The sequence below is a fragment of the Nocardioides sp. Soil796 genome, assembly GCF_001429525.1.
Taxonomy (GTDB): Bacteria; Actinomycetota; Actinomycetes; order Propionibacteriales; family Nocardioidaceae; genus Nocardioides.
In genome coordinates this window covers 289,290-314,009 of the sequence record NZ_LMSQ01000022.1, presented here as the reverse complement: position 1 = coordinate 314,009, position 24,720 = coordinate 289,290, and the positions used below count along the sequence as shown (strand labels likewise).

General features: G+C 69.7%; 23 protein-coding genes. 16 read left to right on the top strand and 7 right to left on the bottom strand.

Going from position 1 to position 24,720, the window contains the following annotated elements:
- Nucleotides 1-8 precede the first annotated feature (8 nt).
- The 14 genes from ahcY to secA all read left to right on the top strand — a co-directional run bounded on the left by ahcY (nucleotide 9) and on the right by secA (nucleotide 15,940).
- Entirely contained in the window at nucleotides 9-1,448 is a 1,440-nt protein-coding gene (gene ahcY, locus ASH02_RS25330; RefSeq protein ID WP_056681318.1) for an adenosylhomocysteinase, read from the top strand.
- A gap of 16 nt (nucleotides 1,449-1,464) precedes the next feature.
- Nucleotides 1,465-2,166 carry an MtrAB system response regulator MtrA gene (mtrA, locus tag ASH02_RS25325; RefSeq protein ID WP_056681316.1) on the top strand — a complete coding sequence of 234 codons (702 nt, stop codon included), beginning with the start codon at nucleotides 1,465-1,467 and terminating at the stop codon, nucleotides 2,164-2,166.
- A 6-nt stretch (nucleotides 2,167-2,172) separates the two neighbouring features.
- A complete protein-coding gene (gene mtrB / locus ASH02_RS25320) occupies nucleotides 2,173-3,771 on the top strand; it encodes an MtrAB system histidine kinase MtrB (protein ID WP_056681314.1) in 1,599 nt (532 codons plus the stop codon).
- The gene (locus ASH02_RS25315; RefSeq protein WP_057295730.1) at nucleotides 3,771-5,510 is read left to right on the top strand and encodes an LpqB family beta-propeller domain-containing protein; all 1,740 of its coding nucleotides are present in this window, start codon (nucleotides 3,771-3,773) and stop codon (nucleotides 5,508-5,510) included. Before mtrB ends, ASH02_RS25315 begins: the two co-directional genes overlap by 1 nt.
- Before the next feature lie 79 nt (nucleotides 5,511-5,589).
- Nucleotides 5,590-6,303 (top strand): ComF family protein, encoded by a 714-nt coding sequence (locus ASH02_RS25310; protein ID WP_082621030.1) that lies wholly within the window; start codon nucleotides 5,590-5,592, stop codon nucleotides 6,301-6,303.
- Between the two features lie 424 nt (nucleotides 6,304-6,727).
- Nucleotides 6,728-7,351 carry a ribosome hibernation-promoting factor, HPF/YfiA family gene (gene hpf, locus ASH02_RS25305; protein WP_056681308.1) on the top strand — a complete coding sequence of 208 codons (624 nt, stop codon included), beginning with the start codon at nucleotides 6,728-6,730 and terminating at the stop codon, nucleotides 7,349-7,351.
- Nucleotides 7,352-7,430: 79 nt separating this feature from the next.
- Entirely contained in the window at nucleotides 7,431-8,105 is a 675-nt protein-coding gene (locus ASH02_RS25300; RefSeq protein ID WP_056681306.1) for a response regulator, read from the top strand.
- Nucleotides 8,106-8,107: 2 nt separating this feature from the next.
- Complete coding sequence (locus tag ASH02_RS25295) at nucleotides 8,108-9,364, top strand: winged helix-turn-helix domain-containing protein (RefSeq protein WP_057295728.1); 1,257 nt, start codon at nucleotides 8,108-8,110, stop codon at nucleotides 9,362-9,364.
- A gap of 19 nt (nucleotides 9,365-9,383) precedes the next feature.
- Nucleotides 9,384-9,986: a DUF4178 domain-containing protein gene (locus ASH02_RS25290; RefSeq protein ID WP_056889818.1), complete on the top strand. Its 603-nt coding sequence runs from the start codon at nucleotides 9,384-9,386 to the stop codon at nucleotides 9,984-9,986.
- Nucleotide 9,987: 1 nt separating this feature from the next.
- Nucleotides 9,988-10,512 (top strand): DUF2617 family protein, encoded by a 525-nt coding sequence (locus tag ASH02_RS25285; protein WP_057295727.1) that lies wholly within the window; start codon nucleotides 9,988-9,990, stop codon nucleotides 10,510-10,512.
- Nucleotides 10,499-10,978, top strand: a complete 480-nt coding sequence (locus ASH02_RS25280) for a DUF4247 domain-containing protein (protein WP_056681296.1) — start codon at nucleotides 10,499-10,501, stop codon at nucleotides 10,976-10,978. Before ASH02_RS25285 ends, ASH02_RS25280 begins: the two co-directional genes overlap by 14 nt.
- Before the next feature lie 9 nt (nucleotides 10,979-10,987).
- A complete protein-coding gene (locus tag ASH02_RS25275) occupies nucleotides 10,988-11,410 on the top strand; it encodes a DUF350 domain-containing protein (protein WP_056681293.1) in 423 nt (140 codons plus the stop codon).
- A gap of 2 nt (nucleotides 11,411-11,412) precedes the next feature.
- On the top strand, nucleotides 11,413-13,002 hold the full coding sequence (locus tag ASH02_RS25270; protein ID WP_235539120.1) for a polyamine aminopropyltransferase: 1,590 nt from the start codon (nucleotides 11,413-11,415) through the stop codon (nucleotides 13,000-13,002).
- 121 nt (nucleotides 13,003-13,123) lie between these two features.
- Complete coding sequence (gene secA, locus ASH02_RS25265) at nucleotides 13,124-15,940, top strand: preprotein translocase subunit SecA (protein ID WP_056681288.1); 2,817 nt, start codon at nucleotides 13,124-13,126, stop codon at nucleotides 15,938-15,940.
- A 267-nt stretch (nucleotides 15,941-16,207) separates the two neighbouring features.
- On the opposite strand, the gene ASH02_RS26310 is transcribed toward secA, so the two are convergent.
- Both ASH02_RS26310 and ASH02_RS25255 read right to left on the bottom strand, forming a co-directional pair.
- Nucleotides 16,208-16,738, bottom strand: coding sequence for an Rv3235 family protein (locus ASH02_RS26310; RefSeq protein ID WP_056681285.1), 531 nt, complete (start codon nucleotides 16,736-16,738; stop codon nucleotides 16,208-16,210).
- Entirely contained in the window at nucleotides 16,738-17,478 is a 741-nt protein-coding gene (locus ASH02_RS25255; RefSeq protein WP_057295726.1) for a LysM peptidoglycan-binding domain-containing protein, read from the bottom strand. The genes ASH02_RS26310 and ASH02_RS25255 overlap by 1 nt, the downstream gene beginning before the upstream one ends.
- A 121-nt stretch (nucleotides 17,479-17,599) precedes the next feature.
- Here ASH02_RS25255 and ASH02_RS25250 point away from each other — a divergent pair, with 121 nt between their 5' ends.
- A complete protein-coding gene (locus ASH02_RS25250) occupies nucleotides 17,600-18,136 on the top strand; it encodes a hypothetical protein (protein WP_057295725.1) in 537 nt (178 codons plus the stop codon).
- Nucleotides 18,137-18,147: 11 nt separating this feature from the next.
- On the opposite strand, the gene ASH02_RS25245 is transcribed toward ASH02_RS25250, so the two are convergent.
- Genes ASH02_RS25245 through ASH02_RS25225 form a run of 5 tightly spaced genes read right to left on the bottom strand, consistent with a single transcriptional unit; the run spans nucleotide 18,148 to nucleotide 23,353 of the window.
- Complete coding sequence (locus tag ASH02_RS25245; RefSeq protein WP_056681275.1) at nucleotides 18,148-18,474, bottom strand: sec-independent translocase; 327 nt, start codon at nucleotides 18,472-18,474, stop codon at nucleotides 18,148-18,150.
- A 3-nt stretch (nucleotides 18,475-18,477) separates the two neighbouring features.
- On the bottom strand, nucleotides 18,478-19,644 hold the full coding sequence (locus ASH02_RS25240) for an Mrp/NBP35 family ATP-binding protein (RefSeq protein WP_056684791.1): 1,167 nt from the start codon (nucleotides 19,642-19,644) through the stop codon (nucleotides 18,478-18,480).
- Nucleotides 19,645-19,655: 11 nt separating this feature from the next.
- Nucleotides 19,656-20,198 (bottom strand): DUF1003 domain-containing protein, encoded by a 543-nt coding sequence (locus tag ASH02_RS25235; RefSeq protein ID WP_056889814.1) that lies wholly within the window; start codon nucleotides 20,196-20,198, stop codon nucleotides 19,656-19,658.
- The gene (locus ASH02_RS25230; protein ID WP_056681269.1) at nucleotides 20,191-21,450 is read right to left on the bottom strand and encodes a magnesium transporter MgtE N-terminal domain-containing protein; all 1,260 of its coding nucleotides are present in this window, start codon (nucleotides 21,448-21,450) and stop codon (nucleotides 20,191-20,193) included. Before ASH02_RS25230 ends, ASH02_RS25235 begins: the two co-directional genes overlap by 8 nt.
- 37 nt (nucleotides 21,451-21,487) lie before the next feature.
- Nucleotides 21,488-23,353 (bottom strand): alkaline phosphatase family protein, encoded by a 1,866-nt coding sequence (locus ASH02_RS25225; protein WP_057295724.1) that lies wholly within the window; start codon nucleotides 23,351-23,353, stop codon nucleotides 21,488-21,490.
- A 269-nt stretch (nucleotides 23,354-23,622) separates the two neighbouring features.
- Between ASH02_RS25225 and ASH02_RS25220 the strand changes: the two genes are divergently transcribed.
- Nucleotides 23,623-24,711 carry a hypothetical protein gene (locus tag ASH02_RS25220; protein WP_156393620.1) on the top strand — a complete coding sequence of 363 codons (1,089 nt, stop codon included), beginning with the start codon at nucleotides 23,623-23,625 and terminating at the stop codon, nucleotides 24,709-24,711.
- Nucleotides 24,712-24,720 lie beyond the last annotated feature (9 nt).

The window sequence follows — 24,720 nt, the reverse complement described above, 5'->3', positions numbered from 1 at the left end:
ACTATTCGATGGACTACAAGGTTGCTGACCTGAGCCTGGCCGAGTTCGGCCGCAAGGAGCTCACTCTCGCCGAGCACGAGATGCCCGGTCTCGTGTCGCTGCGCACGACGTACGGCGACGCACAGCCGCTCAAGGGTGCCCGGATCGCCGGCTCGCTCCACATGACCATCCAGACCGGTGTGCTCATCGAGACCCTGGTCGCGCTCGGCGCCGACGTGCGCTGGGCCACCTGCAACATCTTCTCCACCCAGGACCACGCCGCTGCCGCGGTGGTCGTCGGCAAGGGGACCGTCGAGGACCCGCAGGGCACTCCGGTCTTCGCCTGGAAGGGCGAGTCGCTGGCCGAGTACTGGGACGAGGCCGAGAAGGTCTTCGACTTCAAGGACGAGGCCGGCAACACGATCGGCCCGAACATGCTCCTCGACGACGGCGGCGACATCACCATGCTCGTCCACCTCGGCGTCGAGTTCGAGAAGGCCGGCAAGGTGCCCGGCCAGGACTCCACCGACAACGAGGAGTTCAAGGAGGTGCTGCGTGTCCTGGCCCGTTCGCTCGAGAACAGCTCGGACCGCTGGACCACCATCGCCAACGGCATCCAGGGCGTCTCCGAGGAGACCACCACCGGCGTGCTGCGCCTCTACGACCGCTTCAAGGAGGGCTCGCTCCTCTTCCCTGCGATCAACGTCAACGACTCGGTCACCAAGTCGAAGTTCGACAACAAGTACGGCTGCCGCCACTCCCTGATCGACGGCATCAACCGCGGTACCGACGTCATGATCGGCGGCAAGGTCGCGGTCGTCTGCGGGTACGGCGACGTCGGCAAGGGCTCGGCGGAGTCCCTCCGCGGCCAGGGCGCGCGCGTCATCATCACCGAGATCGACCCGATCTGCGCGCTGCAGGCGGCGATGGACGGCTACGAGGTCAAGCGCCTCGAGTCGGTCGTCGAGACCGCGGACATCTTCATCACCACGACCGGGAACTTCGACATCATCCGGGTCGAGCACTTCGAGAAGATGAAGCACCAGGCGATCGTCGGCAACATCGGCCACTTCGACAACGAGATCAACATGGCCGGCCTGGCCAAGATCGAGGGCATCGTCAAGGACGAGATCAAGCCCCAGGTCCACCAGTGGATCTTCCCCGACGGCAAGAAGATCATCGTGCTCTCCGAGGGCCGCCTGCTCAACCTCGGCAACGCGACCGGTCACCCGTCGTTCGTGATGTCCAACTCCTTCACCAACCAGGTGCTGGCCCAGATCGAGCTCTTCACCAAGGTCGAGGACTACCCGGTCGGCGTCTACGTGCTGCCCAAGCACCTCGACGAGGAGGTCGCCCGACTGCACCTCGACGCCCTCGGTGTCGAGCTCACCGAGCTCACGCAGGCGCAGGCCGACTACCTCGGCGTTCCCGTCGAGGGCCCCTACAAGTCGGAGCAGTACCGCTACTGAGCGGGCACTGACACCCATGAGCGCAGCAAGCGAGTACGGCACCAAGGGGCGAGTCCTCGTCGTCGACGACGACGCGTCCCTCGCCGAGATGCTCTCCATCGTGCTCCGGCAGGAGGGGTTCGACGCCCAGGTCTGTCCCCGGGGCGACCTGGCACTGGCCGCGTTCCGCGACTACCGCCCCGATGTGCTGCTGCTCGACCTGATGCTGCCCGGCAAGGACGGCATCGACGTCTGCAAGGAGATCCGCGCCGAGTCCGGCGTACCGATCGTCATGCTGACCGCAAAGGGCGACACCGTCGACGTGGTCGTCGGCCTCGAGTCCGGGGCCGACGACTACGTCGTCAAGCCGTTCAAGCCGAAGGAGCTCGTGGCCCGCATCCGGGCCCGCGTCCGGCGTACCGAGAACCCCGCCCAGGAGAACCTCACCATCGGTGACCTCTCCATCGACGTGGCTGGCCACTCGGTCACCCGCGGCGGTACGCCGATCAACCTCACGCCCCTCGAGTTCGACCTGCTGGTGTGCCTGGCCCGCAAGCCCTGGCAGGTCTTCACCCGCGAGGTCCTGCTCGAGCAGGTCTGGGGCTACCGCCACGCGGCGGACACGCGCCTGGTCAACGTGCACGTCCAGCGGCTCCGGTCGAAGGTCGAGCACGACCCGGAGAACCCGGAGATCGTCGTCACCGTGCGTGGCGTGGGGTACAAGGCCGGAACCCAGTAGGGCCTGATGCCTTCCCGGAGCCTGCCCGAGGCGATCCGACGGGGACTGACGTTCTGGCGACGCTCCATCCAGGCCCGCGTCGTGGTCAGCACGATGCTGCTCTCGGCGCTGGTGGTCAGCGTGGTGGGGTGGTTCCTGCTGCAGCAGACCCGTGACGGGCTGGTCGACTCCCGGGTGGAGCGCGTGGTCGCCGAGGCTCGCAACGAGACCGCCGACGCCCGCGCCCGGCTGGCCACGGTCCCCGGCACGGACGACGAGGCCAGTCTCCAGCTGCAGCAGCTCGTCGACCCGATCATCACGCGCGGACAGTCGCGCGGCTTCTCGGTCGTGCTCAACGGTCCGATCGGCTCGGCGCCGACCGACCTGGCCGGGAGCGGCCCCCGCTACTCCGCGGGGCTCGACCTGCGCAGTGTCCCGGAGGACCTGGTCAGGCAGCTGGACACCGGCGACTCGATGGCCTGGGTCTTCTCGAAGATCCGCTACCTGCCCGACAGCGGCCGCGCCGACACTCCCGGCATCGTGGTCGGCTCCCGCATCCAGCTGCCTGCCGACGGCGAGTTCTACACGATCTACTACCTCTACCCGATGCAGCAGGAGGCCGAGACGCTCGGGCTGGTCACCCGCGCCCTGCTCACCGCGGGCGCCCTGCTGCTGGTCCTGGTCGCCGGTCTGGCCTGGCTCGTGACCCGTCAGGTGGTCACCCCCATCCGGATGGCGCGCCGGGTCGCCGAGCGACTCGCCGCAGGGGAGCTCGAGGACCGCATGCGGGTGCGCGGGGACGACGACATCGCCCGCCTGGCCACGTCGTTCAACCAGATGGCCTCCAGCCTGCAGCGGCAGATCCGGCAGCTCGAGGAGCTCTCCAGGGTCCAGCGTCGCTTCACCTCCGACGTCTCGCACGAGCTGCGTACGCCGCTCACCACGGTGCGGATGGCCGGCGACGTGCTGCACGACGCGCGTGAGGACTTCGACCCGGCGACCGCGCGTGCCGCCGAGCTGCTGCAGACCGAGCTCGACCGGTTCGAGGGGCTGCTCACCGACCTGCTCGAGATCAGCAGGTTCGACGCCGGTGCGGCTGCCCTCGACGCCGACGACGTCAACCTGATCGACATCGCGCACCGGATCGTCGACATGACCCGTCCGCTGGCCGAGCAACGCAACACCACGGTGACCGTGCGCGCGCTCTCCGAACCGGTGCTGGCCGAGGCCGACACCCGCCGGGTCGAGCGCATCCTGCGCAACCTGGTCAGCAACGCCATCGACCACGCGGAGAGCCGCGGCATCGTGATCCTGGTCAACGGTGACGACCACGCGGCCGCGGTCGCCGTACGCGACCACGGTGTCGGACTGGCCGCGGGCGAGGCAGCCCTGGTCTTCAACCGCTTCTGGCGCGCAGATCCGGCCCGGGCCCGCACCAGTGGCGGCACCGGCCTGGGCCTGGCCATCTCCCTGGAGGACACACACCTGCACGGCGGCTGGTTGCAGGCATGGGGCCAGCCCGGGAGGGGCTCGCAGTTCCGGCTCACCCTGCCCCGCCGGGCCGGGGGCATCCTGCGGCACAGCCCGCTGCCGCTCGTCCCCGAGGATGCCGAGGAGCTGGCCTGATGACGCCGTACGCCCGAGCCCTCGTGGCAGTCGCCCTGCTCGTCTCGCTCTGCTCCGCCTGTGTCGGCCTGCCCGACAGCGGCGAGGTGCAGGTCGGCGACGACCGTCCGGCGTCGGCCCAGGACTCCGGCTTCCCCTATGACCCGAGGCCGCCGCAGAAGGGCGAGGAGCCGGACGAGATCGTCGGTCACTTCCTCGACGCGATGCTCGCCAACCCGACCACCACCGCGGTGGCCAAGCAGTTCCTCTCCTCGAGTGCCCGCGACTCCTGGCACCCGGACCGTCAGCTGATCACCTACGACGACATCCTCACCCCGAGCGGCAACGACGAGGTGTCGGTGACCCTTCTCGGCGCGCACCACCTCGACGCCCGTGGCGTGTGGCGTGGCGAGCTGCCCGAGCGGCAGCGCACCCTCGACTTCGGGATGACCATCGAGGACGGCGAGTGGCGCATCGACGACCCGCCGGACGCGATGGTGGTCTCCGACGCGTTCTTCGACGCCCGCTACCGCCAGGTGTTCCTCTACTTCCTCGACCCGACGGCGAAGGTGGTCGTCCCGGAGCCGGTCTTCGTGCCCACCGGCGGACAGCTCTCCGCGGTGCTGATGCGCGCCCTGCTCCGTGGGCCGGGTCCGGACCTGCGCGGGGTGACCCGCTCCTACATTCCCGATGACCTCACCCTTGACCTCACCGCACCGGTCTCCGCCAACGGCCTGGCCGAGGTGTCCCTGCGCGGCGACGCCGCACCCCTCGACCCCGAGAGCGTTCAGCTGATGGCGGTGCAGGTGGTCTGGACCCTGCGCCAGGACCCGTCCGTACGTCGGGTCCGGCTCACCATCAACGACACCCCGATCAGCGTCTCCGGCACGTCCTCCGACCTCGACGTGGCGATGGGGGAGCAGTACAACCCGGTCGGTCCCGGTGCCGGGCGTGACCTGTTCGCCCTGCGCGACGGACGTCTGGTGTCCCAGACCGGCAGCGGAGTGGTCAACCAGACGGGGCCCTTCGGCACCGAGGCCGCCGGGTTGGAGGCGATCGCGGTCGACCTGTCGGGCACCCGGGTCGCCGGCGTCACCTCCGACGGCGGTTCGATCCGCTTGGCCCCCGTCTCGGGGGAGCGGGAGCGGGCCACGACCGTGTTCAGCGGCGGCACCGACCTGCTCAAGCCGTCGTGGGACGTGTCGGGCCGGCTGTGGGTGGTCGACCGGAACTCCGGCAACGCCGAGGTCTCCTACGTGGCCCGGGGGCGTCGCCACCCGGTCCGGGTCCCGGGCGTGACCGGCGAGAACATCACCCGCGCCATCGTCTCCCGCGACGGCACCCGACTGGTCGCCGTGCTGCGCGAGCCACGTCAGGACCGGGTGGTGCTCAGCCGGCTGGCGGTCGACGGCTCCCGTGCCCGCGGCACCAGGGCCCGGGTGATCCACGGTGACGCCGAGGAGCGCACCCGGATCAACGACATCGGGTGGTACTCCCCGACCGAGGTGGTGCTGGTCAGGTCGCTCTCCGACGACCTGTCCCAGGTGACCACCTTCTCGGTCGACGGATCGCGCGCGGTGTCGTCGGCCAACGTGCCCGTCGAGCTGGTCCGCGACGACATCGTGTCGTTGGTCAGCTCGCCGGTCCCGGAGACCCCGACGTGGGCGATCGCGGCCTCCGGCGAGGTCCACGAGCTCAATGCCGAGCTCGACGGCACGTTCCCCGCCGAGGGCCTGGTCTCGCTGACCTACGCCGGCTGAGCCGGACTCTTCGCACCGCTGGTCCACAGGCCGGCGTACCGCCCTTGCCCCGTTGCCGTCGACGCGTTCGGATGGTGGCGTGCTCACCACCCTCAACGACCTGGTCACCGGCTCTGCCTGTCCCGGATGTGGTCAGGCCGGCGAGCTCGTGTGCCGGGAGTGCTTCGCCGGCCTCGACGGGATCGCCCGACCGGCGATGCCGACCCCGCCCCCGCCGGGGCTGCTGCGTCCCTGGGCGGCGGGGGAGTACGACGGCCTGCTGCGCACGCTGCTCCTGGGCCACAAGGAGCACCACCAGTTCGGGCTACGTCGACCGTTGGGCGTCCTGCTCGCCGGTGCCGTCGAACGCCTCGTCGCGGCCGCGGGTGCCGCGGACGGCGTGCCCCTGCTGTTGGTGCCGGTGCCGTCCCAGCCGGCGTCGGTGCGCTCGCGCGGCCACGACCCGACGTACCTCCTCACCCGGGCCGCCGCCGTCGAGCTGCGGCGGCGAGGCGGCAGCGTGACGTGTGCGCGACTGCTCCGGGTCGGCCGGGTGCTCGACCAGGGCGGACTCGACTTCGCCGGCCGCCAGACCAACCTCGCCGGATCGATGTCGGTGCCCTCGCGGGCGCTGCGCCGCCTGGCATCGCGCCAGTCCGAGGGTTGGGCGGTGGTCTGCGACGACGTGCTCACCACGGGTGCCACCGCCCGTGAGGCACAGCGAGCGCTGCAGGCCAGCGGGATCGGCGTGCTGGGGGTGGCCACGGTCGCGGCGACCCGCAAGAGGCTCCCAGCGGTGCGCCGGTCGGGGTGAGCGCGCGCACAGCGAACATTCAGGCGGATCGCTGGCCTTGTCAGCGGGAACCGACTAGCGTCTGTGCATGGAGTCCGTTCGGGTCCGTGGTTGCGTCGACAGGTTGCTCACCGAGCCCTGTGGGCAAGCCGAAGCCAGTCGCAGGCGAAACGGTCCACGTAAGTCCACGGTCAGGAGCTCGCTCCCGGTCGGCGGACGATCACGGTGCGGCTTAGAAGTAAGTCCTGCCCCGGCCTCGTCGTCAGATACGACGATTCGTCGGGAGACGGTGGGTAGTGGCATCAAGCCGCGAGAGCTGCAGCAGGCGATTGTGGGGTCGAAGACCAGGTCGGCCGAACGGACTCCACCCCCTCGCGTCCGGAGACCGCCCGTCGGGCGGTGCTCCGGCATGTTCAAGTAACCAACTGATGCACGGGAGGTCTACATGGATGTTGTGGTGAACGCTCGACACTGTGAGGTGTCTGATCGGTTCCGCAGTCATGTCGAGGAGAAACTGGCCCGACTCGAGAAGCACGACCACCGCATCATGCGCGTGCTCGTCGAGGTCGAACAGGAGCGCAACCCCCGTCAACACGATCGTGCCGTGCGCGTGGAGCTGACCGCCCTCTCCAAGGGTCCGGTGATCCGTGCAGAAGCGGCCGCCGAGGACAAGATGGGAGCGCTCGACCTCGCCCTCGACAAGATGGCCGCCCAGATGCGTCGCGCGGCCGACCGCCGTCGCGTGCACCGTGGGCGTCACACGCCCGTCTCCGTCGGCGAGGCACTCGCCGCCGCGGAGCCGAGCCAGCCCACCGTGCCCGCCGACGACGGCGTGGTCACCACCGAACGCCAGGTCGGCCCGATCACGGTCACCGGCGACGGTCCGCTGGTGGTCCGCGAGAAGTCGCACCCCGCCGAGCCGATGACCCTCGACCAGGCGCTCTACGAGATGGAACTCGTCGGGCACGACTTCTACCTGTACGTCGACAAGGACAGCGAGCGTCCCGCAGTGGTGTACCGCCGCCGTGGGTACGACTACGGAGTGATCTCCCTGGAGGTCGGGAACTGACCCGTTCGGGTGATGGACGCATGACACGACTGGGTGGCAGAGCAAGCACGCTGACGCCCAGTCGTGTCATGATGCTCGGGTGAGCGACATCAATGACTCCGAGCCGATCCGGGTGCTGGTCGTTGACGACCAGGAACTCTTCCGACGCGGCCTGACGATGCTTCTGGGCGTCGAGCCCGGCATCGAGGTCGTGGGCGAGGCCGGCGACGGCATCGAGGGAACCGAGCTGGCCGCGAGCGTGGCACCCGACGTGGTGCTGCTCGACGTGCGCATGCCGAAGCGGTCGGGCATCGAGGCCTGTGTGGCGATCAAGGAGATCGTGCCGTCGGCGAAGATCATCATGCTCACCGTCTCCGACGAGGAGGCCGATCTCTACGAAGCGGTCAAGAGTGGCGCCTCCGGCTACCTGCTCAAGGACTCCTCCATCGACGAGGTGGCCCAGGCCGTGCGGGTGGTGGCCGACGGACAGTCCCTGATCAGCCCTTCGATGGCGGTCAAGCTGATCGACGAGTTCAAGCAGATGTCGCGCCCCGAGCGCGAGCAGCCGACCGGGCTCCGGCTCACCGAGCGTGAGCTCGAGGTGCTCCGCCTGGTCGCCAAGGGCATGAACAACCGCGAGATCGCCCGCCAGCTGTTCATCAGCGAGAACACCGTGAAGAACCACGTCCGCAACATCCTGGAGAAGCTTCAGTTGCACTCGCGCATGGAGGCCGTCATGTACGCCGTCCGCGAGAAGCTGCTCGACATTCCCTGACCGTGGAGTCGTTGTCACTGGGCCAGGCCCGCCGGGTGGCCCTGGCCGCCCAGGGCTTCCTCGATGCGCCGCATGCCACGCCCACGCTGCGCACGCTCCGCCGTACCGTCGCCCGCACCGGCGTGCTGCAGGTCGACTCGGTCAACGTGCTGCAACGCGCCCACTACATGCCGCTCTACTCGCGGATGGGCCCCTACGACACCGAGCTCCTGCGCAAGGCCAGTGAGCACCGGGCCCGGCAGCCCCGTCAGCTCATCGAGTACTGGGCGCACGTGCAGGCGCTGATGCCGGTCGACCTGTGGCCGTTCATGCAGCACCGCATGGCGTCCTACCGGGCCCGGCGCGGCAAGTGGTGGCCGATCACCGACACCCAGCCGGGCCTCGAGCACGAGGTGCTGGCGGCTGTCCGCGACCGCGGTCCGGTGACCGCACGCCAGCTCGACGCGGAGTTCAGCTCCGAGCCCCGGGACCGCAAGCACTGGGGCTGGAACTGGTCGGAGTCCCGCAAGGTGCTCGACTACCTCTACATGGTGGGCGACGTGGCCGTCGCCGGGCGCAACTCCCAGTTCGAGGTGGTCTACGACGTGCCCGAGCGCGTGCTGCCCGCCGAGGTCCTCAACGCCCCGACCCCGACGCCGCAGGACGCGGCCGTCGAGCTGGTCCGGCGCGCGGCCGTCTCACACGGTGTCGCCACCGGCCGCTGCCTGGCCGACTACTACCGCATGCCGATGGGCGCCAGCACCCGTGACAACGCAGGAATGGCCGCCGGTCCGGCGATCGAGCGCCTCGTCGAGGACGGCGAGCTGCTGCCGGTGCGGGTCGACGGCTGGACGCGCCCGGCGTACCTCCACCGCGACGCGCGCCTGCCCCGGCGGGTCCGGGCCCGTACCCTGCTCAGCCCGTTCGACCCGGTGGTGTGGGAGCGCGAGCGCACCGAGAAGCTCTTCGACTTCCACTACCGCATCGAGATCTACGTGCCCGCCGCCAAGCGGCTGCACGGCTACTACGTGCTGCCGTTCCTCAGCGGTGACCGGCTGGCCGGTCGGGTCGACCTCAAGGCCGACCGGGCCACCGGTCGGCTACTGGTCAAGGCGGCGTACGCCGAGGAGACCGCGGCGCCCGACACCGACGCCGAGCTGGCCGCCGAGCTCCATCGGCTGGCCGGCTGGCTCGGCCTCGACGAGATCGTGGTGGAGCCACGCGGCGACCTTGCCGCCGGTGTGGCCGCGGCACTCGCTACTGTTTCCCGAGAACACTGACTGGGAAACGGGGATCGTCGTGGGCTGGTTGATCGGAATCATCGTGGTGGCCGCCATCGTGGGCGTCACCATCTGGCTGCTGCAACGGCGCAAGAAGCCCGGCGAGTCCCCGTGGCAGCCCGACGACGTGGTCGGCACCGCCGACGTGGCCTCGACCCAGGCCCTGCGCGACCTGCGCAACGGCGACGTCATCGAATACCTCGGCCACAAGTGGTTCGTCCGCGGGCGCCTCGACTTCAACGAGGAGGGCTACCTCTGGACCGAGCACCTCCTCGACGACGCCGACGAGAAGCGCTGGGTCTGCGTCGAGGACGACGAGGGCTTCGAGGTCTCCCTGTGGCACTCACTCGCGCTCGGTGACATCGACCAGGGCTCGGCCGGCGACCGCGACGTGATCGTCGCCGGGGTGGCCTACCGCCTGCAGGAGCAGGGCACCGCCCGCTTCTCGGCCCTCGGCAGCACCGGTACGGCGCCCAGCGGCAACGTGGACTACGCCGACTACAAGAGCAAGGACGGCAAGCTGCTCGGCTTCGAGAGGTTCGGCTCCTCGTGGGAGGCGTCGGTCGGCGAGGTCCTGCAACCGTTCGAGCTGACGGTCTTCCCCGGCTCAGACCGCGACTGACATGACGGTCCAGGAAATCTCGGTGGCGTTCGCAGACGTGCGCGCCGCCACCCTGCGCTGGGCGGTCGGACTCCCCGAGCGCGTGGCCCTGGTGACGCGCACCCTCGAGGTCGGCCACAGTGTCGTCGTCGACCTGCGGGTCCTCGGCGCCTCCCACCAGGTGCTGGTCCGCGACGCCGCCGGCGACGTGCTGCTCTCCGAGACCGTGGCCTGCGACCTCCCCGGGGCCGCGGCCATGCCCGAGCAGATCGGCGCCCCCGGCTACGACTTCACCTCCGGCGTCGAGCGACTCGAGACGGGCGACCTGGTCGCCCGGGTCGACCTGCTCGCCTCGTCCCTGGCCGATGACCCCGACGCCCTGGTGGTGTCCTTCCCCGGGGTGCCCCACGCAGTGACCGCGCTGGCGCTCCGTCGCACACCCGACGCGATCTCCTGGGAGTCCTGGCATGCCTATCCGCAGACCGGCGAGCTGGTCCACACGACCACGCGTGCGACGACAGGGGTGAGCACCGATGTCCGGAACTGAGGAACCCGAGTTCCGCCACGCCAGCCGCCGGCCGGGCAACCCGCGCGGACTCATCATCGTGGCCGTGCTCGTGGTCGTCGCGCTGATCGCCGTCCCCCTCATCTGGAACGCGCTGAGGAGCAGCCCCGAGGGCTGGCTCGACGACCACTACACGTACGTCGACGGCGACGTCGACAACGACGGTCGGCACTACACGTCCGACGACACCGTCGACCAGACGGTGGCCGCGATCGACCAGGGCACCGACCCCAGCGAGAAGCGCCAGGAGGACTCGACGTACTTCCTGCGCTACAAGAACGACTGGCTGGTCGAGGTCGAGGCCGACGACGACGGGTCGGGCACCGACGTCACGCTCTTCGAGTTCGACGCCGGCTACCGGCACCACGGCACGTTGCTCTTCTTCTGGAGCAGTCACTACCAGCGCGGCGGGTTCTTCCGCGGCGGCGGCAGCGGAAGCGGAAAGTAAGGGAACCCCATGAACGAACTCGTTGAAGGTGTGCTGGCGTCGCTGGCCTTCGGTGCCGTCGGACTGGTCCTGTTGGCGGTGGGCTTCTACATGGTCGACCTGCTGACCCCGGGCCGGCTGGGCCACCTGATCTTCGTCGACCGCAACCGCGACGCGTCGCTGGTCCTGGCGTCCTCGCTGCTGGCCATCGGCGGCATCGTGGCCAGCGCGATCTTCACCGCCGACGGCGACACCCTGGAGAACCTCGTCGAGACCGTGGCCTACGGCGCGATCGGCGTGGCGATGCAGGGCGCCGCCTTCGTGGTGCTCGACCTGCTGACCCCCGGCAAGCTGGGGGAGACCCTCACCGACGAGGACGACGATCCGGCCGTCTGGGTCGCGGTGGCCATGAACCTGGCCGTCGGCGTGATCGTCATGGCCTCCCTCTCCTGACCTTGCCGACCCTGACCGCGGACACCACGGCCCGACCCGAGGCGCCGGTCGGACGCGCCATGACCGTGGTCGTGCTGGTGGCCGTCTTCATCTGCGCCGCCTGCGGACTGGTCTACGAGCTGGCACTGGTCACCCTCGGCAGCTACCTCCTGGGCAGCTCGATCACCCAGACCGCGATCGTCATCTCGGTGACCATGTTCGCGATGGGTCTCGGTGCCCTCTTCGCCAAGCAGTGGCTGGGCCGCCCACTCGCCGCGTTCCTGGGCGTCGAGCTCGGGCTGGCCCTGATCGGCGGGTTCAGCGTCCCGCTGCTGTACGTCGCGTTCGCCTGGCTGGAGTTCTACACGCCGGCCATGGTGATCTGCGCCCTGCTGATCGGCATGCTCATCGGGGCCGAGATCCCTTTGTTGATGGAGCTGTTGCAGCGGTTCCGGGCCCAGGACCCGGCCCGCGCGGTGGCCAACATCAACGCCGTCGACTACATCGGCGCCCTCGTCGGGGGACTGGCCTTCCCGTTCGTGCTGCTGCCGATGCTCGACCTGCTGATCGGCACGTTGGTGGTGGCCGCGTTCAACGTGGCCGCCGCGTGGCTGGTGGCCCTGGTCCTGCTCCGCGGCGCCGGTGAACGTCGTCGGCTCGTGTCGGCGTCGCTGGCCTGCGGTCTGGTCGCCCTGCTCCTCGGGGGCATGGCGTGGAAGGCGTCGGAGTTCGAGGCGACCGCCCGCCAGCTGCTCTACCGCGACCCGATCATCCACGCAGAGCGCTCGGCGTACCAGGACATCGTGGTCACCCGCGGCGCGGTCACCGGGCCCGAGCACACCGACGTGCGCCTCTTCCTCGACGGCGACCTCCAGTTCTCCTCGGTCGACGAGTACCGCTACCACGAGATGCTGGTCCACCCGGCGATGTCCGGGCCGCACGCACGGGTGCTGGTCCTCGGCGGCGGCGACGGCCTCGCCCTCCGCGAGATCCTGAAGTACGACGACGTCGACGAGGTCACGCTGGTCGACCTGGACCCGGCAGTCGTCGACCTGGCCCGGACCTTCGAGCCGATCAGCTCGCTCAACGAGCACTCGTTCGAGGACCCCCGGGTCACCCGCATCGCGGCCGACGCGTTCTCCTGGGTGCGCGAGCAGACCGGGGGAGACCGACGGTTCGACACGATCGTCGTCGACTTCCCCGACCCGGACTCCACGGCCATCGCCAAGCTCTACTCGGAGGAGTTCTACGGGATGCTCCGGCCGTTGATGGCGCCCGGGGGCCGCACCGTGGTGCAGTCGGGGAGCCCGTTCTTCGCCCCCGACGCATTCTGGTGCGTTCGTCGTACCGTCGCGGCCAGCGGCCTCTCGACCGTGCCCTACCACGCCGAGGTGCCCTCGTTCGGCGACTGGGGCTTCGTCCTCGCCACCGAGGAGCCCACCACGCTGTCACTGGACGACGACGTCCCCGACGGGCTGCGGTTCGTCAACGACGCGACGCTCGGCGCGGCGACCGTGTTCCCGCCCGATCGGGCCGAGCGCGACGTGCAGGTCTCGACGCTGCTCGACCCGGTGATCCTGGAGTACACCCGCAGCGGGTGGGTCGGCTACTGACCCCGGCCGTGCCCGAGCGGCATCGGTAGCGGAAATTCTTTGGCCCGTGGGTAGCATTGCCTGCGGCGCGGGCGGCTTGGCCTGGCGCCGGCTCGACCATCTACCCAGGGAGTTCCTCCTCGTGCCTGCCATCCTCGACAAGATCCTCCGTATCGGTGAGGGCAAGATCCTTCGCGAGCTCGAGGCGGTGGCCAAGGCGGTCAACGCGATCGAGGACGACTTCGTCAAGATGAGCGACGCCGAGCTGCGAGCCATGACCGACGAGTTCAAGGAGCGCCTCGGCAAGGGCGAGACCCTCGACGACATCATGCCGGAGGCCTTCGCCACCGTGCGCGAGGCGGCCCACCGCGTGATCGGCCAGCGTCACTACGACGTCCAGATCATGGGTGGCGCGGCGCTCCACATGGGCAACATCGCCGAGATGAAGACCGGTGAGGGCAAGACCCTGGTCGCCACCCTCCCGGCGTACCTCAACGCACTGGCCGGCCAGGGCGTCCACATCGTCACGGTCAACGACTACCTGGCCAAGTTCCAGTCCGAGATGATGGGCCGCATCCACCACTTCCTCGGCCTGAGCACCGGCGTGATCCTCCCGTCGATGCGTCCCGCCGAGCGTCGCGAGGCCTACAACTGCGACATCACCTACGGCACCAACAACGAGCTCGGGTTCGACTACCTGCGCGACAACATGGCCTCCGACATCAAGGACTGCGTGCAGCGCGGCCACGGCTACGCGATCGTCGACGAGGTCGACTCGATCCTCATCGACGAGGCGCGCACCCCGCTGATCATCTCCGGCCCCACCCAGGACGAGGTCCGCTGGTACGCCGAGTTCGCCAAGATCGCGCGCACGATGAAGATCGACGTCGACTACGAGGTCGACGAGAAGAAGCGCACCATCTCCGTGCTCGAGGGCGGCATCACCAAGGTCGAGGACCACCTCGGCATCGTCAACCTCTACGACTCGGTCAACACACCGTTGATCTCCTTCATGAACAACTCCATCAAGGCCAAGGAGCTGTTTCGCAAGGACAAGGAGTACGTCGTCATGGACGGCGAGGTCCTCATCGTCGACGAGCACACCGGCCGCATGCTGGCCGGTCGCCGCTACAACGACGGCCTGCACCAGGCGATCGAGGCCAAGGAGGGCGTGACCGTCCGCGAGGAGTACCAGACCCTCGCCACGGTCACCCTGCAGAACTACTTCCGCCTCTACAAGAAGCTCTCCGGCATGACCGGTACGGCGATGACCGAGGCCAGCGAGTTCGACAAGATCTACAACCTCGGCGTGGTGCCGATCCCGACCAACAAGCCGATGCTCCGCAACGACCAGGCCGACCTCGTCTACCGCACCGAGGAGGCCAAGTACCTCGCCGTGTGCGACGACATCGTCGAGCGCCACAAGAACGGTCAGCCGGTGCTGGTCGGCACCGTCTCGGTCGAGAAGTCCGAGCTGCTCTCCGGCCTGCTGAAGAAGAAGAACATCCCGCACAGCGTCCTCAACGCCAAGGTGCATGCCGACGAGGCGCGCATCGTCGCGATGGCCGGCCACAAGGGCGCGGTCACGGTCGCGACCAACATGGCCGGTCGAGGCACCGACATCATGCTCGGCGGTTCGGTCGAGTTCCTGGCCGACGAGGAGCTGCGCAAGAAGGGTCTCGAGCCGACGGGCGAGACCGCCGACCAGTACGAAGCCGAGTGGGAGCCGACCCTGGTCCGCATCCGCGAGCAGGTCAAGGCCGAGCACGACGAGGTCAAGGACACCGGCGGCCTCTACGTCGTCGGCACCGAGCGCCACGAGTCCCGTCGCATCGACAACCAGCTGCGTGGTCGTTCCGGCCGCCAGGGTGACCCGGGGGAGTCCCGGTTCTACCTGTCGCTCCAGGACGAGCTGATGCGCCTGTTCAAGTCCGACTGGGTCGACCGGGTGCTCACCATGCTGAAGGTGCCCGACGACGTACCGATCGAGAACAAGCGGGTCACCGGCGCGATCGCCAACGCCCAGGGCCAGATCGAGTCGCAGAACTTCGAGTCCCGCAAGAACGTCCTCAAGTACGACGACGTGATGGACCGCCAGCGCCACGTGATCTACGGCGAGCGCCGCGAGGTGCTCGAGGGTGCCGACCTCGAGCAGCAGATGCGCGGCTTCGTCGACGACGTCATCGAGGCCTACGTCACCGGTGCCACCGAGGGCTTCGCCGAGGAGTGGGACCTCGATGCACTCTGGACCGCGCTCAAGCAGCTCTACCCGATCAGCCTCAGCCTGGCCCAGGTCGAGGAGGACGCCGGCGCCCGCGCGGCCATGTCGCGGGTCGACCTGACCGCCACCTTGCAGAAGGACGCCCAGAAGGCGTACGACGAGCGCGAGGCGCTGGTCGGCGAGGAGAACATGCGAGAGCTCGAGCGTCGCGTCGTGCTCTCGGTGCTCGACCGCAAGTGGCGTGACCACCTCTACGAGATGGACTACCTGCGCGAGGGCATCTACCTTCGCGCGTACTCCCAGCGAGACCCGCTCGTGGAGTACCAGCGCGAGGGCTTCGACATGTTCCAGGCCATGATGGACGGCATCAAGGAGGAGTCGGTCGGCTTCCTGTTCAACCTCGAGGTCGAGGTCGAGGAGGACGAGGCGCCCGCCGAGGTCGTCGAGGCCGACGAGGTCACCGCCGTCGACGCGGAGCCGACCCACGTGCACGAGGGACCGCGGATCAGCGCCAAGGGCCTGCAGGCCCCGGCGCCCCCGGCGAACCTGTCCTACACCGGTCCTTCCGAGGACGGCGAGGCCGAGGTCACCGGCGGCACGACGGTCACCGACGCGGACGACCCGTTCGCCAACGTGGGCCGCAACGCCGACTGCCCCTGTGGTTCGGGCAAGAAGTACAAGAAGTGCCACGGCGCACCCGGCGGGCCCACCGGCCTGACCACCCGCGTCAACGGCTGAGGCGAGCCCCGGGTTCTTGTTGCGCGAACCGTGGATTCTTGCGGTTCGAGCCGGGGGTTCTTGCGGTTCAGGCCGGGGTTCTTGCGGTTGAGGCCAACCCCCTGGGGTTGACGAGGCAGCGAGCTCCCGGCCCTGCTCACCTCGTCGAACCGTGGGTTCTCGTCAACTCCGCTGGCGCTCCGTGACAACAACCCATGGTTCGACTCCTGCCGCTGGGACCCGCACTGTGTTGGAGTTCGGGTAGCGGCATTCGCAGAGCGAATTCTGCTACCCGAACTCCAACGCAGTGCACTGCCAGCGCGAGCTGACGATCTCGAGGCGGCCGGCGAGGCAGCGGTTGCGCTCGCCGTACTTCACCCGCACGCAGAACTCGACCGTGTCGTCGTCGAGGAAGCAGGTGTGCACGGTCTGCACCTGGGGACGCACCACGGGACGGCGGCCACGGCCGTGGCCGGCAGCGTGTACGCCGGCGCGCGCGACCACGCCGGCCCTGTAGGCGACCTCTGCGTGGATCCGGGGTGAGGTCCACCGGACCAGCTGGGAGGCGGGGCGGTCGCCGCCGATCACCTCGACACACGCCTGGCTGAAGGTCACGATCCAGCGGTGCAGGTCGGCGCGGACCGGGGGAGCGACGGCAACCACGTCGGCGCCGCGCTGAGGGGACTGCTCTGGCGCCCAGGGCGGACCCAGGTCGGGCTCCAGCTCGAGGGCGAGGGTGCCCTGGAAGCTGTTCGCAGCGGGTTCCACGGGCTGGCGGGGGCTGATCAGCGCCCTGACGTTGTTGCGGGTCGACGACATCACTTCTCCTCGGCGGACTGCTCGCGGGCGGACTGGTCGGTGCTGGAACGGACGGTGGAGGCTCGGACCGCGGAGGCTCGCGACCGGGGTAGGCGGAGGCGGGTGCCGGGATGGATGAGATCGGGGTCGGCCCCGACCACTTCGCGGTTGGCCTGCCAGATCTGCCGCCATCGCGCGTCGATCGATGCGTCGTCGGCGTCGTGCCTCAGGCTGCCTTCGGCGATCGACCACAGCGAGTCGCCGGCCCGCACGCGCACGGCGCCGGGCGCGGACGTCGCACCGGCCGTGGCGGGCCGGGTGACCACACCCGGTGAGCGATCGGGGAGCTGGAGGCCGGCCAGCACGGAGTGCCCCGGGTCGGCAGGTCGAGGCGGCAGGCCCGCAGACTGGTCGGCGACCGCAGGGGACAGCCCGGAGGCCAGGGTGACTCCGCAGGCCAGGAGCACCACCCGGCGCATCGCCGGCGGGCAGCCCCGGACCCGGACGGCCGTGGCGGCCTCGAGCACGGCCAACGAGGTGACCGCCCACCACCACACCGCACACCCGGTCAGTGCCACGACGGCCAGCAGTGCCAGGGCCCGGTCGAAGGGCGCGTCGGCCAGCGCCCCGGCGTCGAGCAGCACGCCGCAGCGCCGGAGGTCGGGAAGGAGCGCGACGAGGGCGGCCAGGCAGACCAGGGAGACGCCCGCCCAGACCAGGAGGCAGCGGCTGAGCGGTGCGGTGTGAGGGACCCGAGACATGGCCAATGCTTTCGTTTGCGTGCGTTTGCATCAGTGAACGTCTCGTGGCGTCGTTTGTCAACGGTTTCTCCACAGGTGTGGGTCGTTGACAGGGCGGCGTGAGCCGTGGAGGCTCCTCCCCATGACCTGGGAGGCCGACCTGTTCGCCTATCTCGACGACCTCGAGGGCGAGGCCGGCGCCGTCTTCGACGCCGAGCGCCAGATGGAGGTGGCCGACCGTGCGCGGGCGGAGTACTCCTCGGTCGACGCGGCCGGCCGGCTGATGGCGAGTGTCGGCTCCGACGTGGCCCTGCGGGTCACCGGTCTGGGCGCCCTGCGCGGACAGCTGGTGCGGGTGGCCACCGGCTGGTGCCTGGTCGAGTCCGGGCAGCAGGAGTGGATCGTGCGGTTGGCCGCGATCAGCACCATGCAGGGCGTCTCGCCACGGTCGGTCCCGCACGACGCCTGGCCGGTCACGGCGAAGCTCGGTCTCGGGTCGGCGCTGCGGCGGATCAGCGAGTCACAGGAGCGTTGCGGGCTGCGAATGCTGGACGGCGCCCAGTACGACGTCGTACCGGTCCGCGTCGGCGCTGACTTCGTGGAAGCGGTGATGGGGGAGCAGCGCGAGCTCCACCTCTTCACCTTCGAGGCGCTGGCGGCGGTGCACACCAGGCGCTGAGGGCGCTTGCCTCAGGTCGCCTCGGCGTCGTACGGCGGCAGCTCGCCGGCGTCCAACGGGCGGCGGCCCCGGGGCTTCTCGGGCTGGGGATCGTCGGCCATCGCCTCGGCGATGTGCTTGCGCACGATCGTGCGGGGGTCGAGGTCGCGGAGCTCGAGGTCGGAGAACTCCGGGCCCAGCTCGTTGCGCAGGTCGTCACGCGCCGCGTTGGCGTAGGACTTCATCTGCTTGAGGAACCGCCCGGCCTGACGGGCCAGGTCGGGCAGCTTGTCCGGTCCGAACACCAGTACCGCGACCAGGGCGATGACCGCCATCTCGGCCAGGCCGATGTCGAACACGGATCAGAACCGGCTGGAGGGCGTGAGTCCGAGTTGCATGCCGGCCAGTCCGCGGCCCCGTCCGGAGAGGCCCTCCGCGATGCGGTTGAGCTCCTGGGCGGCAGGCGCGGTCGGGTCGGCCTCGACGATCGGCTTGCCCGAGTCACCACCCTCGCGGAGGGACACGTCGAGGGGGATCCGGCCGAGCACGCGGACGTCGTAGCCGAAGCGCTCGGAGAGCGTCGCGGCCACCCGGTCACCACCGCCGGATCCGAAGATCTCCAGGCGGTGCTCGGGCTTGCCCTCCTCGGCGCAGTGCGGGCAGAGCAGGAAGCTCATGTTCTCGACGACGCCGACGACCCGCTGGTGCATCATCGAGGCCATCGTGCCGGCGCGCTCGGCGACCTCGGCGGCGGCCTCCTGCGGGGTGGTCACCACGATCACCTCGGCGTTCGGGAGGTGCTGGCCCAGCGAGATCGCGACGTCGCCGGTGCCGGGCGGCAGGTCGAGGAGGAGCGCGTCGAGGTCGCCCCAGTAGACGTCGGAGAGCATCTGGACGAGCGCCCGGTCGAGCATCGGCCCGCGCCAGGCGACGACCTGCTCGCGCTTGGGCTTGAGCATGCCGATCGAGATCACGGACACGCCGGAGGGTGTGGGAACCGGCATGATCAGGTCGTCGACCTGGGTCGGGCGGGCGTCGCCCACACCGAGCATGGCCGGCACCGAGTGGCCGTAGATGTCGGCATCGAGGACGCCGACCTTCAAGCCCTGCTTGGCCAGCGCGAGGGCGAGGTTCACGGTCACCGAGGACTTGCCGACACCACCCTTGCCGGAGGCGATCGCGTAGACCTTGGTGAGGGAGCCGGGCTGGGCGAACGGGATCTCACGCTGCGCCTGGCCGCCGCGGAGGATCTCCTGCAGGCCGGCGCGCTGCTCGGCGGTCATCACGCCCAGCTCGAGGTCGACGCCGGTGACGCCCGCCACCCGGCTGACCGCGGCGGTGACGTCACGCGTGATGGTGTCCTTGAGGGGACACCCGGCAACGGTGAGGAGCACGGTCACGGAGACCACGCCGTCGTCGCCGATCTCGATCCGGTCGACCATGTTGATCTCGGTGATGGGGCGCTTGATCTCCGGGTCGTTGACTGTCGCCAGTGCGGCGGTGACCTGCTCGATCGTGGGGGTGCTCATGATCCCCAAGCCTACGTGGTGCTCCGAGGTTCAACGATTTCGGTCTCGTCCCCGGATTCCTCCTCAGGCCCGCTGGCCGCGAGCTCCTCGAGATCGGTCAGCAGGACCTTCAGCTCGGAGCGGAGGAAGTCGCGGGTGGCCACCTCGCCGACCGCCATCCGCAGTGAGGCCACCTCGCGGGCCAGGAACTCCATGTCGGCGTGGGCCCGGGCATTGGCCTGTCGGTCCTGCTCGGCGATCACCTTGTCGCGGGTCTCCTGCCGGTTCTGCGCGAGCAGGATCAGCGGTGCGGCGTATGACGCCTGGAGGCTGAGCATCAGCGTCAGGAAGATGTAGGGGTAGTCGTCCCAGCGCACCGACGAGGGCGCGAGCGCGTTCCAGCCGATCCAGACCACCACGAACAGGGTCATGTAGATCAGGAACTTCGCGGTGCCCATGAAGCGGGCGAACTGCTCGGCGAAGACGCCGAACATCTCCGAGTCGTACGTCGGCCGGCGGACCAGCGGTCGGCGTACCTCGCGGGGTGTGTCGAGACGGCTTCGGCGCTCAGCCATGGGTCACCCCCGTGCGCGGGACCTGCTCGCGCCAGTTCTCCGGGAGCATGTGGTCGAGGAGGTCGTCGACGGTGACCGCGCCCAGCAGCCGGCCGTCGTCGTCGACGACAGGGGCGGCCACCAGGTTGTACGTCGCGAGGTGTGCGGCGACCGCGTCGATGCTCATCCCGGGACGCAGTGGGTCGAGCGTCTGGTCGAGTGCGGCGGCCACCAGCGTCGACGGTGGCTCACGCAGCAGGCGCTGGATGTGCGCGACGCCGAGCAGGCGCCCGGTCGGTGGTTCGAGGGGCGACCGGCACACGTAGACCAGGGCGGCCAGGGACGTGGTGAGGTCGGGGTTGCGGACGTGGGCCAGGGCCTCGGCGATGGTCGCGTCGGGCGGCAGGATCACCGGCTCGACGGTCATCATGGCGCCGGCGGTGTGCTCGGCGTACGACATCAGTCGCTTGACGTCCTCGGCGTCCGAGGGCTCCATCAGCTCGAGCAGCTGGGCCGCGGTCTCGGGCGGCAGGTCGGCGATGAGGTCGGCGGCGTCGTCGGGTGACATCTCCTCGAGCACGTCGGCGGCCCGCTCGGAGTCGAGGTGCTCCAGGATCTCGACCTGGTCCTCCTCGGGCAGCTCCTCGAGGACGTCGGCCAGGCGCTCGTCGTCGAGACCGGCGATGACCGCGCCGAGGCGCTCCTTCGGCAGGTCGTGGATCACGCTCGCCGCGTCGGCCGGCCGCATCTCGTGCAGGGAGGCGAGCAGCTGGGTGGCGCCCTGGCTCTCCTCCGGCCGGGTCACACCGGTGACCTCGCCCCACTCGAGGACGTGGGTCTGACCCTTGCGGCGGAACCCCCGTCCCGGCTCCTGGAGCGCGACCCGGCTGAGCACCCAGTCGCGGTTGCGGGCCTGCTCCATGGCGACGTCGTAGACGACGCCGGTCACCTCCGAGCCGATCACCCGCACGTTGCGGTCGAGCATCTGCCCGATCACCAGGGTCTCGGTGGGCCGCTGCTGGAACCGACGCATGTTCAGCAGGCCCGTGGTGTAGACCTGCCCGGAGTCGATGTTGGTGACCCGGGTCATCGGCACGAAGATGCGGCGCCGGCCGAAGACCTCGGCGACCAGCCCCAGCACACGCGGCTGGCTGGACTCGGTGCGGAGCGCCACCACGAGGTCTCGCACCTTGCCGACCTGGTCACCCTGGGGGTCGAAGATCGGCAGCCCGACCAGTCGGGCCACGAAGACGCGGGAAGGGGCAGTGCTCACGAGACCCCACCGTATCGGCCGGGACGCGAAATCGTGCTCACGGACCGCCGAAGACGTTCAACGTCTGTCCGCGGTTCATGTTGCTGCCGGGGACGGAGGGCAGGCGCAGCGCGGTCATGACCAGGTTGGCGACGTCGGTGTTGCGCACCGGCTGTGCCTCGTTGTAGCCGGGCCTCGTGCGACCGGGACGCCGCAGCTGCGGGTTGATCGCATAGAGGTCCGTGCCCGCGCGCACGGTGGGGCCCCACACCACGAACGGGATCTGGTGGTTGCGCAGCAGCGACGGATCGGAGTTCGTACGCCGGTAGCCCGCATGCTCGGTGGTCAGCACGACGAGGGTGTGGCCACGCAGGGTCGCGGAGTTGTTGATCGTGACCCGGATCCGGCGGACCAGCTCGTCGACGCGTCGGGCGCTCTTCCTGTACGCCGCAGACATGTAGCCCGACTCGTGACCGACGGTGTCGAGGTCGTTGAGCTGCAGGAAGGAGAACCGTCGCGGGGACGCGGCCAGCTGGCGGGTGAAGTCGCGGACGAGGACCGCGCTGCTCCTGTTCTGGGCGTACGTCGTGATCTTGTTGCGGCCGTAGTCCCTGGTCTGGGGGTCGAGCGCGCCGTGTCGGGCGTCGTACGACCTGCGGATCATGGCCATGGCCGGATCCTGGGCGTAGAGCGCGGTCGAGTAGCCGACGTCGTGGGCCATCGCGAAGGCGCTGTTGACGTAGTGGCCCGCAGCCTGGGCGATGGTGCCACCGGTGTCCCTGTCGACGCCGACCCCGTGGCCGCCGTACTTCGCCGTCACCGAGCGTCCGGTCACCATCGAGGTGGCGTTGGGAAGCTGCGTGGTGCGGGTGTACTCGGTGCGGGCGTCGAGCGTCGAGGCGCCCTTCTCCATGAAGTAGGCCATGCCCGGAGCGTTGGCGGCGGCGAGCTGGGCCAGCATGTCGGGGCGCAGTCCCTCGACCGAGATGACCACGACCCGGGTCACTCCGCTGGTCTGGGCGCGCGCCGGCGGGATGCTCGCGTTGGCGATCACCAGCGGGTGGTCGGTGCTCTTGCGGACCAGGGCGCTGCGGAGTGCGACGTACCCGGTGAAGCGGGTCGGCGCCGTGCCGAAGATCCAGTCGACCGGCATCGGCTTCGGCGGGTGGCAGGTGGACCCGGTGAAGTAGCCGCCGTTGGCGGACCGGAGCTCGGTGCGTCGGTGGACCGGGCAGAAGTAGAGCTCGCGCTCGTTCATGTCACCGGTGAAGTGGACGGGCTGTCCGGGGTAGTTCTCGCGCAGCCGGTTGGCCAGGGCGATCTCGATGTTGGTCGCCTTGATCCGCCACTTGCGGGCGTCGCCGCGGGCGTTGGCGGGGTTGTGGAAGTTCGCGAACCACGCGAGCTGGCCGGTCCTCACATGGCGCAGCTGTACGTAGGGCATGCGGATCAGGTCGCCGCCGAAGTAGGGGATGTGCACCCACTTCTTCTGCACGACCTCCCAGGTGTCGCGACGCCAGGCGATGCTGTTGTGCATCGCGGCCGGGCCCAGCTCGGAACCGGGGTAGATGCCGTACTGGGTGCCGGTGAGCGCCTTGAACTTCTTGAACTGGGGGTCCTGCATCTCCTGGAAGCCGACCAGGTCGATGTTCTGCTGGCGGAGCAGCTGCACGGACCAGACCATGCGCTGCTCGCCGGAGGCCCAGCCGGGTCGGTCGCCACCGGGCCTGGTGTGACCGGCGCCGAGGAGGTTGAACGACGCCATCCGGAACTGGGTGGCCCCGGTGGGTGCGGGTGCGCGGGGGTTCTCCGCACTCAGGCTGGCCTGACCGTCGTCGCTGCCGTCGCCGTCGGAGTCGAAGGGGGACGCGAAGTGCAGCACCGTCGCCATCAGGACCAGGGCGAGGCCGGCCCCGATGAGCACGCGAGGATGGGAACGCCGCCACGTTGTGAACCGGGCCAGCCTCATGCGTGCCCTCCTAACCGATCGACTTCTCTGGGCACGTAGGCGCCAGCATGACAGTCGTAGGACGCGTTTCCCGGGCACTCCGACGCAGCCGCCTGTCGGCGTGTCGCACCGGATGTCGTCGGGGGAGCCCCCGGTGATACCTTGCGCGCGATGCCGACGACGGGTTCGGAGCGAGGGGAGAAAGGGCGACGATGGCTGGCCGGATTGTGTTGCACATCGGTGCGATGAAGACCGGGACGAGCTTCGTCCAGTCCGTGCTCGGGAACAACCAGGAGCTGCTCGCCGAGCGTGACGCCGTGTTCCTCGGTGGGGCCTTCGGGGTCCAGTCCCGCGCCGTGCGCGACGTGCTCAACCTGCCGAAGCAGCCGGGGAAGAACAAGCGGAAGTGGCGCGCGCTCGTGCAGCCCGTGGGCGCCATGGACCCCGACACCACGGCCGTGGTGTCGATGGAGTTCCTCAGCTTCGCCTCGGACCGGCACATGGGTCCGTTCCTCAACCCCTTGAGGAACTCCCACGCCACCATCGAGGTCATCCTCACCGTGCGCGACCAGTCCCGGGTGATCCCAGCGCAGTGGCAGACCTACACCCGCAACTTCGGTGACGAGTCGTGGCCCGACTACCTGCGCCGCATCGAGCCCTCGCGCAGTCGCCGGGTGACCCGCTCCCGGGCGCACCGCACCTTCCACCGTGCCCAGGACATCACGCCGATGCTCGAGCGATGGAGTCGTGCCCACGGCATCGCCAAGACCCACGTCGTCACCGTCCCGCCCCCGGACGCGCCCCGCTCGGAGCTGTGGGACCGGTTCTGTGCCGCTGCCGGGTTCGACGGCAGTGGGGTCGACCTCGACGACGTGCACGACAACACCTCACTGGGGTTCGGGTCCTGCGAGTTCCTCCGGCGGGTCAACGCACACCTGGCCGACGTACCCCCGCGTCGCTACCGCGTGGGCATGCGGGCGTTGGCCCGCGACGTGCTCGCCCCGCTGCGCGCCTCCGAGAGCAGGCCCGTGCTCGACCGTCGCGCCGCCGAGTACGCCGCGACGCTCAACCAGGAGCTGCGCGAGGCGATGTCCGACTCGCGGTTCGAGCTCTACGGCAGCCTCGACGACCTCCCCGTGTCGAGCGGCTTCCCCGACCTCCCGCGCAAGGCCGCCAGCGCACCCGAGGCAGAGGTGCGGGCGGCCACCCTCGCCGTCCTCGACCACCTCGAGGCCACCACCGACGTGGCCGTCGGAGCCCGCCCGTCGAAGGTGGACGACCTCATCGCAACCGCGGGTCAGGCACTGCGCCGGGCCAACGGGTGGAATGCGTAGCATGGTGCC